This is a genomic window from Solicola gregarius (assembly GCF_025790165.1).
Classification (GTDB): domain Bacteria; phylum Actinomycetota; class Actinomycetes; order Propionibacteriales; family Nocardioidaceae; genus Solicola; species Solicola gregarius.
This window is the reverse complement of the sequence record NZ_CP094970.1, coordinates 146,794-162,544: the sequence shown is the minus strand read 5'-3', so window position 1 is coordinate 162,544 and position 15,751 is coordinate 146,794. Positions and strand designations below refer to the sequence as shown.

Sequence of the window (15,751 nt, the reverse complement as noted above, 5' to 3'; positions counted from 1 at the left end):
GGGAGCTTCTCGCCGGGATTCCGCGGCTTCTCGGGCATAGCGGGCAAGGCACCCCCTCGATACCGGAGCAGGCTCAGTGCGCTCGCTCGACGGTTCGGCGGGCGAGGGCCTGTGAGGCGTCCACCAGCTGCAGTCGTGTCTGGACGCTGCCGATGAGCAGCGTCAGCTCGGTGCATCCGACGACCGCGGTCGTGACGCCCGACCGCTCGAGCTCGTCGAGGGCTGCGGTGAGCGAACGTACGTCGGACTCTTCGGGTGGCCCCGCCTTCAGCCGGAAGATCGTCTCCATCAGTCGGCGCTGCGACGTGTCGGACAGTACGACGGCCTCCTTGCCTGCCGTGCGCAGGGCGGTCTGGTAGAGCTCGCATTCGATGGCACCGTCCGCCGCGAGGATTCCGATCCGGTGCCCTCGATCAGTCTGGACGACCGCGTCGACCGCGGTATCGATGATGCTCAGGAACTCGACGTCCTTGTCGACCAGGAGCGCCGGCAGGAAAGCGTGCACGGTGTTGCACGGTGCCACGATGATCTCCGCGCCCGCCTGAAGGAGCTGGGCGATGCCGTATTCGAGGGAGGGCGTCGGGTCCTCACCGGTTCCGCGCACGGCCTCGTGGCGGTTCGGGACCGTCGGGTCGGACCAGATGACGACGCGCAGATGCTCGTGGTCACTCCGCGCGGGAGTCGCGCGGACCAACTTGTCGTAGAAGTCGACCGTCGCCGCTGGGCCCATCCCGCCGAGGATGCCGACGACTCGCGACGGTCGGACGTCGTTACTCATCGGGCTCGGCGAGTACGACGTCCTGATACGCGTATAGCGCGGGAGAGCCGCCGGTGTGGACGAACAGCACGTTGCCGTCGGAGCCGAGCTCACCCGTGCGAACGAGGTCGACCAGTCCGGCGGCGGTCTTGCCGGTGTACACCGGGTCGAGCAGGATTCCCTCCGTTCGTGCGAACAGTTGGATCGCCGCGGACATCTCGGGAGTCGGCAGCGAGTATCCCGGCCCTACGTACTCGTCGCGCACGGTGATCGCATCGGCCGGCACTTCGCGCTCGGCTCCGGCCAACCGCGAGGTCGCGTTGGCGAGGGTATGCAGCTTTGTCTCCTGCGCCGCCCGCTCCGCCCGTACGCTGATGCCGGTCAACGGGATGCCGGCTTGGTTCCCGTACAGACCGGCCACGAGCCCGGCGTGGGTGCCGCCGGATCCGCTTGCGCAGACGATGTGGTCGAGAGGCAGGCCCATGTCGCTCGTCTGGGCGAGCATTTCCTCGGCGCACGAGACGTAGCCGAGGGCGCCGAGCGCGTTCGAGCCGCCGCCCGGAACCACGTAGGGCTTGCCGCCGTCGGCGGTGATTTGGTCAGCCACCTGCTGCATCGCCGCGTCGAGGTCCGTGCCAGCGGGGACGACCGTCACGTCGTCGACGCCGAGCAGGTGGAACAGCAGGTTGTTGCCGCTGGCGTCGGGGGAGTACGAGCCCGCGACGCGCTCCTCGAGTACGAGCCGGCATCGCAGACCTTCCTTCACGGCTGCCGCGAGCGTCAGCCGGCAGTGGTTGGACTGCACGGCGCCCGTCGTGACGAGGGTGTTCGCGCCGGATGCGAGCGCGTCGGCGACGAGGAACTCGAGCTTGCGGGTCTTGTTGCCGCCGGCAGCGAGACCGAGCAGGTCGTCTCGTTTGATGTAGATCTGCGGACCCGCGAGGTGCTCGCTGAGCCTGGGCAGGTGCTCGATCGGCGTCGGCCCGTGCGTGTACCTCCGACGGGGGATGCGTGCGAGGTGCATTGTTCTCCTTGGATTCGTTGGTCAGGCTTCGTCGCGGGCCAGGTCGGGCGCCGGCGCATAGCGTCGGTTCCATCCGGTGAAGATCGAAAAGAGCATCACCACGATCAAAGCCCACGCGTACGGGTTGAGTGCGGCCGATCCCAGCGACGGCACGGGGAGGTCGTGGTCGCCGGCGGTCGCCTGGACGGTCGCATACCAGACGATCACGGCGTTGTGCCACGGCAGCATGTAGAACACGGTGTTCGCGCTACAGTCCATCAGGTTGGCGATCCGCGCGGGTGCGAGGCCATGGGCTCGGCCCAGTGGCCGTGCGAGGGTCGGTCCGACGAGCAGGATCGCCGGTGCGTTCGCGCCCAGTGGAACGGTGAACAGCAAGGTGATCGTCCAGATCGCGAACTCAGCGCTTCGTACGCCTCTCGCGGCGCGGCTCTGCAGTCGTGCGAGGAGACGTGCCATCAGACCACTGTCGGCGAGCAGCTGTGCAAGGGCAAGGATGAAGAGGACCAGGATGACGGCGCCGGTCACACCCGAGATGCCGTCCTCGACGAGGCCGGTCGAGTCGCCCGACGTCGCCGGAATGGAGAACACGTCGCTCGCCGACATCTGCCCGGCGAGCAGACCGATCGCGATAGTGGCAACGCTGCCCCAGGCCAACGCCACGATGATGTGGTTTCGCCGCATGGCAAGCAGGATGACCAGCGCGAACGGGATGATCATCACCAGGCCCACGGCCGACGGGTCGGCGCTGGTCGCACGCTCGCTTACCGATCCACCGCCGCCGAAGACCGCGAACACCACCGCCGCTGCCGCCGCCGCGGACAACGAGAGCGGCAGCCGGGACCTGACCACGTCACCCATCTCCGCCTGCGCGGTGTAGGCCGAGCTGATCGTGGAGTCCGAGACCGGCGCGATGTTGTCTCCGAACGCACCACCTGCGATCACCGCAACCGCCATCATGGTCGGGTCGGCGCCGAGGAACACACCTGTCGGGTAGAGAACCGGCGTCATCGCGATCACCGTGCCGACGCTCGTCCCGGTGCCGGCCGCGAACAGGCACGCCAGGACGAAGGCAAGGACGACGAACGCACCGCCCTGCAGTCCGGTCTCGAGACCCAGCCACAGCAGACCCTCGACGAGCCCGCCGCCCTCGAGCAAGGTTCCGAAGACGCCCGCGAAGATGAAGGCGACGATGATCACGACGCCCGTCTTGTCGGACATCCCACGCACGATCGAGTCTGCGTACGCACGTCGCGTGGTCGTGAGCATCAGCCCGGCGACGATCGCCGCCCAGCCTCCGACCCAGAATCCCGTGATCGTGGCACGCTCGGCGGCCGAAAGCCACACGAGCACGCCGACGAACACCAACGCCGGAACGACCGCACCTGCCGGTCCGCCCAACATCCGTACCCGAGTCGTCGGTTCAGTAGTCATCTCGTCCATCAGCCAACCCATTTTCGATTTTTGATTGAAAATGACCTTAGGCTCATCCATCGAGCGGGTCAAGGGTAGGAGCTGGGTGCGAAGCCGGCGGGCGACCGCAGAGGGGCAGACCGCGTCAAATGCCGCCGGTTCATGGGACAACATTGTTAGTCTTCGTGCTATGGCAGTGAGGTCTCGGCGTCCTAGCTACGTCTCGATCGCGTACGACGAGATCAGGACGATGATCCTGTCCGGCGAGCTCGCGCCCGGTTCGCGGCTGACGGTGAGACCGCTCGCCGACCGGCTGGATCTCTCTCCGACGCCGATTCGGACCGCGCTGGCGACCCTCGAACGCCAGGGAATGTTGGAGGGCCACGAACACCGGGGCTACTTCGTTCCGACCCTCGGTCGCGACGACATGCTCGACATCTACGAGGTCCGCGAAGCGGTCGATACGATCGCGTCACGACGCGCTGCGCGTGCGCCCGACCGTGACGCCTTGGTGGAGACCCTCGACGGCCTGCTCAAAGAGCAACGACGCTTCGTCCGCAAGGGCGACATCGATTCGTACGCAGAACTCGACATGAGGTTCCACCGGACCATTTGGTACGGCTCGGGGAACCATCGACTTGCGGCCGTCTGTGAGAACCTCGCCGGCCAGCTGCGGATCGGAAACAACATCTCGGCCCGTGCGCCCGGTCGGCCCGAGGCTTCGCTCGACGAGCACCTCGAGATAGTCGACGCGATCCGCGCCGGCGACTCCCGCGCGGCGGCCAGCGCCACCCGGCGGCACGTGCGCCTTGCGAGTGCGGCGCTCGCCGAGCTGCTTGGCTGACCCGGACGTCCGAGCAGCGTAAGACTCCGTACGCACCGACGCCACATCCGGCCGAACGGCCCAGTGCCGGCGACGACGATGCTCTTGACCCATCGGGCGGATGACCTTAGAGTCACTTTCAATCAAAAATCGAATACGCGGTGCTGTTCGTACGTGCGTCGGAAGCCGATGCGTATGGGCCGTCCAAGTGTCGCGATCGCGAGACCCTGCGGGGTACGACTCCCTGCCGGGTGCCAGCTTCTTCGCCGGGAGGATCCCATGACACCTACCAAGACAGCGCGGTACCTGCTCGCCGCGACGTTCGCGTTCGTCGCTCTTCTCACCCCGCTCCTGACCGGCGGCGTGAGCGCGAGCGTGCTGAGCTCCCAGGCTCCCGCCGCGGGGCTCGACAGCCCCGAGGACTACTTCGGGTTCGAGATGGGCGCCGAGGGCAAGCTCGCCCGGTGGGACGACATCGTCGCGTACTACAAGATGATCGCCGACGAGTCCGACCGGGTGCTGTACGAGGAGCGCGGTACGACCAGCGCGGGGCTTCCGTTCCCGGTGCTGACGGTCAGCTCGCCGGAGAATCTCGAGAACCTCGATCGGATAAAGGAGATCAACCAGCGCTTGGCGGATCCGAGAGGGCTCCCCGAGGACGAGGCGAAGGAGCTCGCCGCCGAGGGCAAGCCGGTGTACATGCTCGCCGCGGCGATCCACTCGACCGAGGTGGGGACCGCACAGTCGATCCCGAACGTCCTGTACCGGTTGGCGACCGAGAACTCAACGACGATCGACGAGATCCTGGACGACTCGGTCGTCCTGATCGTCCCGGCCGAGAACCCAGACGGCACGAAATGGGTCGGCGACTACTTCAACGAGACCGCCGGCACGAAGTACGACCGCACGTATCCCGATCTCTACCACAAGTACACCGGGCACGACGACAACCGCGACTGGTTCATGCTGACGCAGAAGGAGTCTCGGATCAGCGTCGGGCTGCAGAACGAGTACCGGCCTCAGGTCGTACACAACATGCACCAGATGGGCCCGACCGGCCCACGCCTGTTCACGCCGCCGTATCTCGCACCGAACGATCCCAATATCGACCCGATCACGGTGCAGCAGACGAACTCTGCCGGGATGGAGATGACGCGTGGCCTGACAGCCGAAGGAAAGAAGGGCGTGCTGTGGGGCGACATCTACGACTACTGGACACCGTCGCGGCACTACATGGCGTACCACGGTGCGCCCCGGCTGCTCACCGAGGCGGCGAGCGCGAAGGACCTCGCCTACACCTACGAGAGCGAGGACGGCAAGCCACTCGGCCCGCAGGAGATGGACACGAACTTCATCGAGCCGTACGACAAGTCCACGTGGTCGCTGTCGCAGATCGTCGATTACCTGGACACCGCGGCATTCGCCGGGATGAGCAACGTCGCCACGTACTCCGACGAATGGCTCTACAACTTCTACCGAACGCAGCGCCGCGCCGTACGACCCGGACCCGACAAGCCGTTCGCGTTCGTGGTGCCGGGCGACCAGCGCGATCCGTTCGCGACCTACGAGATGCTCGAGCTGTTGCAGACGGGCGACGTCGAGCTGAAGAAGGCGACCGAATCGTTCACCGCGGGCGGTGAGAAGTACGCCGCCGGTTCGTGGATCGTCGAGTACGCACAGCCGTTCGGCCGCTGGGCGAAGACGCTGCTCGAGGTGCAGCACTACCCGAACCTGCGTGAGTACCCGGGCGGACCACCGCAGCCGCCGTACGACGTGACCGCGCAGACGCTTCCGATGCTGCTCGGCGTCACCGTCGACACGCTGCAGGAACCGTTCGACGCGACCACCACCGAGGTGTCCGAGGTGGAGCCGGCAAGCCCGTCGGTCCCGGAGAGCCCCGGTGGCGCGTACCTCGTGGGTCCGCAGTCGTACGGGTCGGCAATCGTCATGGCCGAGCTGCAGCAGGCCGACGCGGCGACGCTGCGGTCCACCCGGGCGTTCTCGGCGGACGGTCGGCGATTCCCGGCCGGTACGTTCATCGTCGAACCGACCGAGGAGGCGCAGGACGCGCTGGCGACGGCATCGGAGAAGACCGGGATCCCGGTCTACGGCGTCGATGCCGCCCCGCGTGTGCCCGCGGAGAAGCTCAAGGCCGGCACCCGCATCGGCTTGTACCGCGGCATCGACAACATGCCGGGCGGCTGGATGAAGTGGCTGTTCGAGCAGTACGAGACGGACTTCACCGAGGTCGCCGCGCAGGACTTCGACGGCGATTTGAACGACCAGTACGACACGATCGTGTTCCCGGCAGGCATCTCCAAGGAGGTACTCGTCGAGGGACTCGACCGAGACGCCTACCCGAAGCGGTGGTCGTGGGCATACGGAGTCGGACAGGCCGGCTGGCGAGAGCTGCGACGGTTCGTACGCAACGGTGGCACGCTGCTGACGATCGGCGACTCGGTCGATACCGCCAAGAAGCTGTTCTCGCTGCCGATCGAACCCGCGCTGCCGGACGACAGTACGAAGTACTACAGCCCCGGAAGCATCCTCAGGCAGCGGTTCGACACCAGCGATCCGATCGCATGGGGCATGCGGCGCAACACGCCGGTCTGGTTCGGCGAAGACGACCAGGCGTACGAGGTCAGCGGCGGCGACGTCGTGTCCTCGTTCCCGGCCTCCGGCAAGCAGTTGCGGAGCGGCTGGCTGATCGGTGGCGAGTACCTCAACGGCAAGGCGAACGTGGTGGCGCACGACATCGGCAAGGGGACCGTCGTCACCTTCGGCAGCGAGCCGACCTTCCGTACCTGGTCGCGCGAACCGGGGAAGCTGCTGTTCAACGCGATCTACCACGGCCCGTCGACGCACGTCAGTGCCCACGGGGTCGAGACCGCACTTCGGCAGTAGTCCGAGACCTGGCACGGCCGGCGCGTTCATACGGCGCCGGCCGTGCCTCCATGTCACTCGCCGGCTCACGTACGTCGCGCGGTCGTGACGCACCGTCCGTCGATCTTTCTTGTCCGGCTGCGCGTGCCCCGATCTGCGGGTATGGTCCCTCACGGCGGTTGATGACGCCGTTGTGGGGGGACAACCAAGGGGGCATCAAAGATGAGGAAACATCTAGGAATCGTCGTGCTGGCAGCGTGTTTGCCGTTGGCCGTGATGAGTCCGGCGCACGCCGGGTCCGCGCAGGCGGGCGCACCGAAGTGCGGTGGCAAGGTGGCGACGATCGTCGGTACGAAGGCCGGCGAGAAGCTCGTGGGCACTCGGGGCCGAGACGTGATCGTTGCCGGCCGCGGGCGAGACACCGTGCATGCGCGCGGCGGCAACGACCTTGTGTGCGGCGGACGGGGCGGCGATCGTCTCGTCGGGGGCAAGGGCAACGACCGACTTCTCGGCCAGGGTGACTCGACATACATCGACGAGCCGATCTACTACGTCGGCGACCGACTGGTCGGCGGCCCGGGGCGAGACTCGCTTTCGGGCGGTGACGGACGTGGCGACGACTACGCCGACTACGGCAGTGAACCGCGACCGATCAAGGTCCGGCTGGCGAAGCGCCGGGCGACCGGCGGCAGTATCGGTCGCGACGTCATTCGCCGGGACATCGAGATCGTCAAGGCGACGGCGGGTAGCGACCGACTGATCGGCTCGTCGCAGAGTGACGAGTTCTCCGCAGGCCCAGGGCGCGACTTCGTCGACGCTCGTGGTGGCAACGACTGGGTGCAGGGCGGCGATGGTGACGACACGATCCTCGGCGGCCCCGGCCGCGACGGCATCATCGGCGACGGCTACTACGGCGGCGACGGCGATGACCGCATCACCGACCGCGTAGGTGACAGCTACGTCGAAGGCGGCCTTGGCGACGATCGGATTCGTACGGGTGCGGGCAGCGACGAGGTCTATGGCGATGTCCTGTGTTGCGTTCCCCGCAAGGGTGGTGACGACATCATCCACACAGGTGCGGGCTCCGACTCGGTCGAGTCGTACTACGGCGACGACACCGTATACACGGGCAAGGGCAACGACGGTGTGGACGACATCGCGGGCACCGACAAGATCAGGCTCGGCGACGGTAACGACGTGCTCGGTGACCGGTACTCCGGTGGCGGGGCCGACGACGCCTCGGGCGGAGGAGGAAACGACCACCTCAACGGCACCGACGCAGACGATCGGCTCGACGGCGGGCCCGGCGACGACCAGGCGGACGGTCAAGGTGGCGTAGACGCCTGCCCCGACGTCGAACGAAAGACCAACTGCGAGGACTGACGTACGTGTACGGGCGCGCCCAACTCTGCCGCATCGGCACGGTTCACACGTCGTCGTCGCCGTCGGTGAACGGCGCCGTGACCAGGGAACGCAGTGTTCTACGGTCGCGTTGAGGCGCGCCGGGGCCGGCCGGGACTCCGACCGCGACCATCGACACGATGAACCACCCCGGGGAGACGGACAGCTCCTCCGAAAGCGCTGGGAGGTCGAACGCGCGGAACTGCCGGCATGCCAGCCCCATCGCCTGCGCCTGCAGCGTCAGGTGGGCGACGGCCTGGCCGAGGTCGTAGTCGGCGAACTCCGAGTACTCCATCGTCGTGTCGTCGACGAAGCGGTGCGAGATGTTGACGATCAGGACCGACGCCGACGAAGCCCATCGCCGCGAGCTTCCGGCGAGGTGGCGTACGAGCTGCGCGTGGGCCGGTTCACCCCGCCTCTCGGCCACGAATGCCCAAGGCTGAGAGTTGCCCGCCGACGGGGCCCATCGTGCCGCCTCGAGCAGTAGGTCGACCTCGGCACTGCTAAGCGAGTGGCGCGGGTCGAACGCGAGCGGGCTGAACCTCGTACGAAGGAGGTCGTGGAGCTCTGAAAGCGGTGGGGTGCCGTCGGCAGTCACGATGAAGGCAGCAAAATCGAGCCGCCCAGAATTCCCACCGCTCAGACCAGGTCGTGTTCGAACGCGAACGCCGCCGCGGCCGTGCGCGACGTGACATCGAGCTTGGCGAAGATGTTGCTCAGGTGCCGGGCGACGGTCTTCTCGCTGAGTACGAGTTCGGCGGCGATCGCTGCGTTGGTCTGGCCGCGCGCGACAAGCCGGAGGACGTCGGCTTCGCGTGCGGTCAAGCCGTTGGGAAGCGCCCCGGGAGCCAACAGCCGGTCGACCTCGACAACCCGCGGTTGGGTGCCCAGCCGGGCGAAGGTCGCGCGCGCGGTCGTGAGCGCATGTGTCGCCGATTCCGCGTCTCCGAGCAGCCGTAAGGCCACGCCGGTGTCCGTATCCACCCGTGCAACCTCGTACGGGCAGTCGAGCGCGGACCAGAGGCCCGCGGCCTTCCGCAGGTACGGGAGCGAGCCCGCAGGATCCGAACCCGCGATCTGCATCCGTCCACGCGCGTGTGCCGCAGCGGCGAGGAGGGCAGTGCATCCGAAGTTCGTGGCGATGGCGTCGAGCTCGTCGGCGAGAGCCGCCACGTCGACCGATGTGTCGGCGGACCCGACGACCGAGATCGCCTCTGGTAGGAGCCGTGAGCGGGCCACCGGGTCGAGTCGTTCGGCGAGCAGCCGCTGGACCGCGGCCGTCGCTGCACTGCCGCGGCCCTGTGCCGCCCACAGCAGTGCGAGTCCCGGCTGAGGCTCGTACCCGCGGTCGGCCGACGCCGCGTAGCTCGCTTCCGCACCGCGCAGATCTCCGAGCAGGCGGAGTACGTCGCCTCGCTCTGCCAGCGCCTGGCCGGCGGCGACGGGCGTACCGGCCTCTGAGTACCGCCGCACGGCATGATCGAACTCCTCGATCGCCTCGGCGTAGGCGCCGTGCAGCGCCAGGATCTGGCCGCGGTGCACCGCGGCCTGGCCGGTGAAGGCGATGAGGTTCGGTTGCGCCTCGCACCAGTGCGTGAGGGCGGCGGTCCACTGGTCGGCACGGCCCAGATCGGAGACCTCCTGACAACCCTCGATCATCACGCAGTAGGTGTGCCCCGCGAATATCGGCGAGACCTCACCTGCGACCACGCCTGCCATCGCCTCGTCGAACAACGTCAGGCCCTCGGATACCCGTCCCGTATACATCGCGATCCGCCCATGCGCGGACAGCCCGATCGCGATCAGGTCAGCGTCGTCGAAGCGCCGCCCGCACGCCACGACGTCCTGCGCACAGGCGGCCGCCTGGCCCAGGTCGCCGGTGCCCAGGTGGCGCATGGTCTGCAGGAACCGGACGTAGCCGTGCTCGACGACCGGCCCGTCGATCTCCTCCAGCAGGTTCTCGGCGCGCGCAGTCCAGCCGGCGGCGACCGTGCTATCGCCGCCGGTCATGAGCACCATCGCCAGCCGGAACGCAGATCTGACGGCCTGCGCGACGTCGCCGGCCTTCCCGCACAGGGCGTAGGCGTGTTGTAGTGCCGCGATGCACTCGTCGCGGTGGCCGAGAAGATGGGTGGCCGTTGCGAGGCGATCGAGGTCGGCGACGTCGAGCCGCTCGAGGCCGACCTGCGACCACGCGGCGAATGCGCCCGCCCAGTCGCCGCGCTCGTACATCTCGCGCGCCTGCAGGAGATCGTCGACCGCACTCATGGCTGCACCCTTCTCCTTCACGAGAGTAGGGCGCTGCGTGGATTCGCGGGCGTACTCGGACGGAATGGTCGCGCCGCTCCCGCAGGTGTCGCCGGCCGTTTGTGCGTCAGACGGGCGACACGGCCGGCGCAAGTGCACGCTCGGCGATCCGATCCGCTACGTACGCCGCGTCGCGGCCGACGCCGGGCAGCAGCATCGAGCTGAAGGCGTACTGGAAGGACAGCCCGCAGAAGAACAGACCTGGCGCATCCGCGGCCACTCCACGCGTCTCGTCCGGCCAGCCGTCGTCGCCGATGACCGGAAGGTGGATCCAGTCGAAGTTCTGCCGGAAGCCGGTCGCCCAGACGATGTTCGTGACCGCGCGGGGCGTTCCGTCGATGACCGGGAGGCCATCGGTGACCTGCTCGAGCCGGTCGGCCAGCCGCTCGACTCCGCGCCGGGCCAGATCCGAGCGACGCACTCGCAGCATGGGTCCGCCGTGGTGGCGGACGTGGCCCATGAGCCTTCGGCCGATCGGTGTCCGGCGGGTGACGACGTGCCGCCACGCGAACAGCAGGATCGGGAACGCCATCCGGCCGGCGGGGGAGTCGATGCGGACGGGAAGCTGTCCGCAGTCGCGTCCCATCAGGACGGTCGGATGGTTCTGTGCGACTTCGTACGCGATGTCGGTGCCTGAGTGGGACGCCCCCACGACAAGCACGGCGCCGTCGCGGAGCTGGCCGGGGCGCCGGTACTCGCTGGAGTGCAGCTGCAAGATGCCGGGGTCGAGCTCGGTCGCGAGCTCTGGGACGTCCGGGGTACGTCCGAACGTCCCCGTCGCCACGACGACGTTGCGGCACCGGTAGTCGCCTTCGTCGGTGGCGACGGCGTACGCCGTGCCCTCGCGTCGCACCCCGTGCACGCGCGAGTCCGTGCGCACCCGGAGCCCGAACCGCAGTGCATAGCTCTGCAGGTAGTCGGCAACGTCGTCCTTGCCCGGCCACGTCGACCCCTTCGCGGGAAACCGCAGCCCCGGCAGCCGGTCGTACTTCGCCGGTGAGTACAGGCGCAGGGTGTCCCACTGGTGTCGCCAGTTGTCGCCGACCCGCGCGCTCGCGTCGAGGACGACGTAGGGGCACCCTCGGCGACCGAGGTGGTACGCGGTCGCCAGGCCGGCCTGCCCGGCACCGATGATGACCGTGTCGATCTCGGTCGTCGCCGTGGTGTGCATGGTTCCTCCAGATATCGGTGTCACCAGGCTGTCGGGCGAGCGGCCGGAGCGCTTCGGGAGAATCACCCATTCGGCGCGTGCATTGCATGGGCAATCTTTCGCAGGCGCTCGGCAACGCGCCGGGGTCGCCAGAGGCTGCGAGAGCGTCGGCGCGATCGACGCCTGGCCAGACTGCGCCGTGAATGGCTGATCGCCGACCTGCCGACAGCGCCCGACACCTGACGGCGTATTGCCGCTAGACCGTCTTCAGCAGGCCGCCGTCGACGACGACGTCGCTGCCGATCGTGCTCGCCGACCTCGGCGAGGCGACCCAGACGATGGCGTCCGCGACCTCCTGCGCCGAGACCAGGCGGCCGGTCGCGAGGTTCATCATGCTCGGTGCAACAGAGTCGAGCACTTCCTCGCGGCTTGCTCCCGCTTGCGCCGCGATGATGTCGGCCGCACCGCCGTCGTCTGTCCACCACGGCGTACGGACGGGACCGGGCGACACGGTGTTGACGCGGATGCCCTGCGACGCGTACGCATCCGACAACGACATCGTGAGATTGCTCAGGCCGGCCTTCGTCGCGGCGTAGTCGAAGTTCATCGCCCCCGGCTGCCGGGCGTTGACGGTCGACACGTTCACGATCGCGCCGCCGCCCCGCTCGAGCATCAGCGGGATCGCGGCGCGAGCCGCCCGTACGGCCGACAGAAGATTGAACTCGAACATCTCCCGCCAGTCGTCGTCGGTCAATGACATGAACGTGAACCGCGGAAGCTTCGCGCCGGGAGGCGGTCCGCCGGCGTTGTTCACCACCACGTCGACGCCTCCGTACGCCTCGGCCGCGGCTGCGATGGCGCGCGCGGGCGCGTCCGGCTCGGTGAGGTCGGCGGTGACGTGGGTGAGCTCCTTGGAGGCAAGGTCCTCGAGCTCACTCGTGCGCGAGCGCGACACCGCGACCACGCGGGCGCCCTCGTCGAGCAACGTACGTACGGTGGCGAGGCCGATTCCTTTGCTCGCGCCGGTCACGACGGCGACCCGATCGGTCAGTTCTAGATCCACGCTTCTTCCCTTCGGTTCGAGCGGGCTCGCTGCCCGCTCGGCAAGCAGACGTCGCACGGCGCCCATTCGTGAGTCTCGGGTGCGAGAACCCTGCGTCGACGGGCGAACCTGGGAGAATCGACGGGTGAGCATGCAAGCCGATGTCGATCCCGGCTCGTGGATCCAGGTCGCCGACCTGGTCGTCGCCCTCGCGCTGTCGGCACTCATCGGACTCGAGCGGGAGGTGCGGGCGAAGGCGGCCGGCCTACGTACGCACGCGCTCGTGGGGCTCGGGGCGGCGCTCTTCATGGTTGTCTCGAAGTACGGATTCGCCGACGTCGTCGGGGAGACCGGTACGAACCTCGACCCGTCGCGGATCGCCGCGCAGATCGTCTCCGGCATCGGGTTCATCGGTGGCGGACTGATCTTCGTCCGTCGCGATGCGGTCCGTGGCCTCACGACGGCGGCTTCGGTCTGGGTCACCGCGGCGGTCGGCATGGCCGCCGGCGCCGGCATGTGGGTGATCGCGGCCGCGACCACCGTGGGCTATGGCCTTGTCGTCTACGGCCTGACGGCGGTGTCGCGTCGGCTGCCTCGATCGAGCACGGCGCCAAGTGCCGTCGACCTCGTGTACGTCGCGGGGCGCGGAGTGCTCAGCAGGGCGCTCGAGACGGCGACCGGCGGCGACTTCGCCGTCGACCGGGTGAAGGTGCAGCCCGCGCGCGGCCAATGGCGTGGCGAGGACGACGTACGACATGTCCGATTCGAGGTGGCCGGTACGGGCGCGCTCGCGGATCTCGCCGTCGAGATCGAAGGCATCGACGGCGTGCTCGAGGTGCGCGTACAGGACGCGAACGCGGTGGCCGAGTAGCTCAGTCGTCGCCGCTGATCCCGAACACCTCGAACGACGTCGCGTTCGCGACCCCGAGGCGGCTTCCTGCCTGCCGCGAGACCCCTTCCAGGAACTCCGCGGGGTCGAAGTTCTCCCAGCCGAGTCCGTCGATGTACGCCTTGTGCGCAACGAGCGACTCGACGCCCGCGCCGAACGTGTCGGTGATGTCGACGGCATGCGCTGACTGTGGCGATCCTGCGGCCCACACCTGCCGCACACCGTTCCATGGCTCGAGGCCGTCGCGGAGCTGGTCGTTGAAGATCCATCGGTTGCCCGCGTCGCGTACCGCGTCGAGAGTCGCCCGGCCGACCGCGATGTGGTCGGCCTGGTTGAGGAACTGGCCGTCCCACGTGTCGCGGAAGTTGTTGGTGATGACGATCTCGGGGCGGTGCAAGCGTACGACTCCTGCGATCGCGCGCCGCAGCGTGACGCCGTACTCGAGAATGCCGTCGGGGAGACCGAGGAAGTCGACCTGGTCGACGCCGACGATCCGCGCCGACTCGACCTGCTCGGCCGTACGGATCTCTCGGCACTCGTCCGGGGCGACGCCGTCGATGCCCGCCTCGCCGCTGGTGACCATGCAGTAGACGACGGTCTTGCCCTGTGCTGTCCAGCGGGCGATGGCGGCTGCGCCCCCGAACTCCATGTCGTCGGGATGCGCGACGACGGCGAGCGCGCGCGACCAGTCCTCGCGTACGGCGGTGAGCGACGATGGTTCTGTCATGACGTACCTCCTACGGCGACCCTAGCGAGACATCGGTCGGCCGGTACGATGACCGCGCTCGGGGCGGTAGCTCAGCTGGTTAGAGCAAGGGACTCATAATCCCTGGGTCGTGGGTTCGAGCCCCACCCGCCCCACCGTGTTTGTGCAGGTCAAAGGCCGAGTCATCTCCAGAGTCGTTCGCTGACTTGGCTGCGCCTGACATGGCTCGTGACGTGAGTGTCCTGGTTTCACCCCGAGCAGGGCAAGGCCAACAGCGCCCGCCGTCAGCGTGAATCCATCGACAGGCTCCCCGTACTCGTCGAGTGCGTGTCCAGGCGGGGCGAGACCCGGTCGGCAAGCGAGACCTGTACCTGCGCGACAGGTGGTCGGCGTCGAGCAGGTCGCCGTCGGCGTCGACGTAGATCATCGCGTACGCAGCTTCGTAGCCGTGGTTCCCCCATAGACCGCCGCGCGCGGCGAATGCTCTCGCGCCGTAGCGCTCGCCGGGTTCGATGTCGAGTCGCCACCGAGGTTCGTCGAGCGTGCCGATCTCGAAGAAGTCCAGGTTTGCAGTCGAACAGCTGGTAGACGAGGCTCCAGCCGTTCTGGCGGGGGCCGCGTCCCTGCTTGATCGCCTTCTCCATCGAGGCCGAGACGGCAAGCAGGCGAGGCCTGTCGATTTGCCGATCCGGACGCAACGTATTCGAGGGTCGCTTACCTCAATGGAGGGCAGCCTTGAGTCCCACGATCAGAACACCCAGCGCGGCGCCCGCGCACGCACTCGCCACGCTGCCCCACGTTCCGAGCCCGCCGCGGCGGCCGGCCAAGTAGCTGTAAAGTCCGAGGAGTCCGATGGTTGCCCAGAGCGCGATCCAGGCGGCCGTGCGCAGGGTTGCCCCGGCGACGTCGGCGACGAGAAGGACGCAGATCGGCAGGAGCGAAGCGGCCGCTACCGGCCATGTGTGGGAAACGGCTGCTCCCACGGCGGTATAGGGATGTTGCTGGTCGGCAACTGCGCTGCCGATCGCGCGTGCGTGCAGGTGCGCGAGCCAGTAGACGAACACGGTGCCGAAGATCGCGAGTGTGAGCCGCGCGGTCGAGTGGATGTGCCCGGCAGCGGCAGCAATCACCGATGCGCACACGACTGTTCCGGTGATCAGACCTTCCCCACCCCGGTACAGCCCCAGCGGATCAAACGTCGGGGCCGCGGGCGGCTTGTCGTCGTGCCCCCTCGGATCGGTCATGGCGTTTGTGCTCCTGTCGTCCACCGCGCGAGTCCGCATCAGGCACGTCCCCACAGCCTACGAGGCGCTGGTCACGCCGTATTGCGATCATTCAGAAACGACCGCATGATCCCTG

Annotated in this window: 13 protein-coding genes and 1 tRNA gene; 5 read left to right on the top strand and 9 right to left on the bottom strand. The window is 68.0% G+C overall.

Annotated elements, in window-relative coordinates:
* Positions 1 to 73: 73 nt before the first annotated feature.
* From cuyB to L0C25_RS00790, 3 genes are read right to left on the bottom strand one after another with little or no spacing between them, the layout of a single operon-like run.
* Positions 74 to 778 (bottom strand): cysteate racemase, encoded by a 705-nt coding sequence (cuyB, locus tag L0C25_RS00800; RefSeq protein WP_271634473.1) that lies wholly within the window; start codon positions 776 to 778, stop codon positions 74 to 76.
* On the bottom strand, positions 771 to 1,781 hold the full coding sequence (gene cuyA / locus L0C25_RS00795) for a D-cysteate sulfo-lyase (RefSeq protein WP_271634472.1): 1,011 nt from the start codon (positions 1,779 to 1,781) through the stop codon (positions 771 to 773). Before cuyA ends, cuyB begins: the two co-directional genes overlap by 8 nt.
* 21 nt (positions 1,782 to 1,802) lie before the next feature.
* Positions 1,803 to 3,272 carry a Na+/H+ antiporter NhaC family protein gene (locus tag L0C25_RS00790; RefSeq protein WP_271634471.1) on the bottom strand — a complete coding sequence of 490 codons (1,470 nt, stop codon included), beginning with the start codon at positions 3,270 to 3,272 and terminating at the stop codon, positions 1,803 to 1,805.
* A gap of 109 nt (positions 3,273 to 3,381) precedes the next feature.
* Between L0C25_RS00790 and L0C25_RS00785 the strand changes: the two genes are divergently transcribed.
* The 3 genes from L0C25_RS00785 to L0C25_RS00775 all read left to right on the top strand — a co-directional run bounded on the left by L0C25_RS00785 (position 3,382) and on the right by L0C25_RS00775 (position 8,280).
* On the top strand, positions 3,382 to 4,035 hold the full coding sequence (locus tag L0C25_RS00785) for a GntR family transcriptional regulator (RefSeq protein WP_271634470.1): 654 nt from the start codon (positions 3,382 to 3,384) through the stop codon (positions 4,033 to 4,035).
* 258 nt (positions 4,036 to 4,293) lie between these two features.
* Positions 4,294 to 6,918: a M14 family zinc carboxypeptidase gene (locus tag L0C25_RS00780; RefSeq protein WP_271634469.1), complete on the top strand. Its 2,625-nt coding sequence runs from the start codon at positions 4,294 to 4,296 to the stop codon at positions 6,916 to 6,918.
* Positions 6,919 to 7,143: 225 nt separating this feature from the next.
* Entirely contained in the window at positions 7,144 to 8,280 is a 1,137-nt protein-coding gene (locus tag L0C25_RS00775; protein ID WP_271634468.1) for a calcium-binding protein, read from the top strand.
* A 43-nt stretch (positions 8,281 to 8,323) separates the two neighbouring features.
* On the opposite strand, the gene L0C25_RS00770 is transcribed toward L0C25_RS00775, so the two are convergent.
* The 4 genes from L0C25_RS00770 to L0C25_RS00755 all read right to left on the bottom strand — a co-directional run bounded on the left by L0C25_RS00770 (position 8,324) and on the right by L0C25_RS00755 (position 12,818).
* On the bottom strand, positions 8,324 to 8,896 hold the full coding sequence (locus L0C25_RS00770) for a nitroreductase family protein (RefSeq protein WP_271634467.1): 573 nt from the start codon (positions 8,894 to 8,896) through the stop codon (positions 8,324 to 8,326).
* A 41-nt stretch (positions 8,897 to 8,937) separates the two neighbouring features.
* Positions 8,938 to 10,566 (bottom strand): helix-turn-helix transcriptional regulator, encoded by a 1,629-nt coding sequence (locus L0C25_RS00765; RefSeq protein ID WP_271634466.1) that lies wholly within the window; start codon positions 10,564 to 10,566, stop codon positions 8,938 to 8,940.
* 106 nt (positions 10,567 to 10,672) lie between these two features.
* On the bottom strand, positions 10,673 to 11,776 hold the full coding sequence (locus L0C25_RS00760) for a flavin-containing monooxygenase (RefSeq protein ID WP_271634465.1): 1,104 nt from the start codon (positions 11,774 to 11,776) through the stop codon (positions 10,673 to 10,675).
* Positions 11,777 to 12,011: 235 nt separating this feature from the next.
* Positions 12,012 to 12,818, bottom strand: coding sequence for an SDR family NAD(P)-dependent oxidoreductase (locus tag L0C25_RS00755; RefSeq protein ID WP_271634464.1), 807 nt, complete (start codon positions 12,816 to 12,818; stop codon positions 12,012 to 12,014).
* A gap of 130 nt (positions 12,819 to 12,948) precedes the next feature.
* Between L0C25_RS00755 and L0C25_RS00750 the strand changes: the two genes are divergently transcribed.
* The gene (locus L0C25_RS00750) at positions 12,949 to 13,668 is read left to right on the top strand and encodes an MgtC/SapB family protein (RefSeq protein ID WP_271636769.1); all 720 of its coding nucleotides are present in this window, start codon (positions 12,949 to 12,951) and stop codon (positions 13,666 to 13,668) included.
* Between the two features lies 1 nt (position 13,669).
* Here the strand turns inward: L0C25_RS00750 and L0C25_RS00745 are convergent, their stop codons facing one another.
* A complete protein-coding gene (locus L0C25_RS00745; RefSeq protein ID WP_271634463.1) occupies positions 13,670 to 14,413 on the bottom strand; it encodes a PIG-L deacetylase family protein in 744 nt (247 codons plus the stop codon).
* 60 nt (positions 14,414 to 14,473) lie between these two features.
* On the opposite strand from L0C25_RS00745, the gene L0C25_RS00740 reads away from it, so the two are divergent.
* Positions 14,474 to 14,547, top strand: a tRNA-Ile gene (locus L0C25_RS00740).
* A 564-nt stretch (positions 14,548 to 15,111) separates the two neighbouring features.
* On the opposite strand, the gene L0C25_RS00735 is transcribed toward L0C25_RS00740, so the two are convergent.
* A complete protein-coding gene (locus tag L0C25_RS00735) occupies positions 15,112 to 15,636 on the bottom strand; it encodes a hypothetical protein (protein WP_271634462.1) in 525 nt (174 codons plus the stop codon).
* Positions 15,637 to 15,751 lie beyond the last annotated feature (115 nt).

Excerpts from the sequence above, each read along its gene's own strand:
- L0C25_RS00780 (WP_271634469.1), top strand. The coding sequence starts at position 4,294 with ATGACACCTACCAAGACAGCGCGGTACCTGCTCGCCGCGACGTTCGCG.
- L0C25_RS00750 (WP_271636769.1), top strand. The coding sequence starts at position 12,949 with ATGCAAGCCGATGTCGATCCCGGCTCGTGGATCCAGGTCGCCGACCTG.
- L0C25_RS00760 (WP_271634465.1), bottom strand. The coding sequence starts at position 11,776 with ATGCACACCACGGCGACGACCGAGATCGACACGGTCATCATCGGTGCC.
- L0C25_RS00790 (WP_271634471.1), bottom strand. The coding sequence starts at position 3,272 with ATGGATGAGCCTAAGGTCATTTTCAATCAAAAATCGAAAATGGGTTGG.
- L0C25_RS00735 (WP_271634462.1), bottom strand. The coding sequence starts at position 15,636 with ATGACCGATCCGAGGGGGCACGACGACAAGCCGCCCGCGGCCCCGACG.
- cuyA (WP_271634472.1), bottom strand. The coding sequence starts at position 1,781 with ATGCACCTCGCACGCATCCCCCGTCGGAGGTACACGCACGGGCCGACG.
- L0C25_RS00745 (WP_271634463.1), bottom strand. The coding sequence starts at position 14,413 with ATGACAGAACCATCGTCGCTCACCGCCGTACGCGAGGACTGGTCGCGC.
- L0C25_RS00785 (WP_271634470.1), top strand. The coding sequence starts at position 3,382 with ATGGCAGTGAGGTCTCGGCGTCCTAGCTACGTCTCGATCGCGTACGAC.
- cuyB (WP_271634473.1), bottom strand. The coding sequence starts at position 778 with ATGAGTAACGACGTCCGACCGTCGCGAGTCGTCGGCATCCTCGGCGGG.
- L0C25_RS00765 (WP_271634466.1), bottom strand. The coding sequence starts at position 10,566 with ATGAGTGCGGTCGACGATCTCCTGCAGGCGCGCGAGATGTACGAGCGC.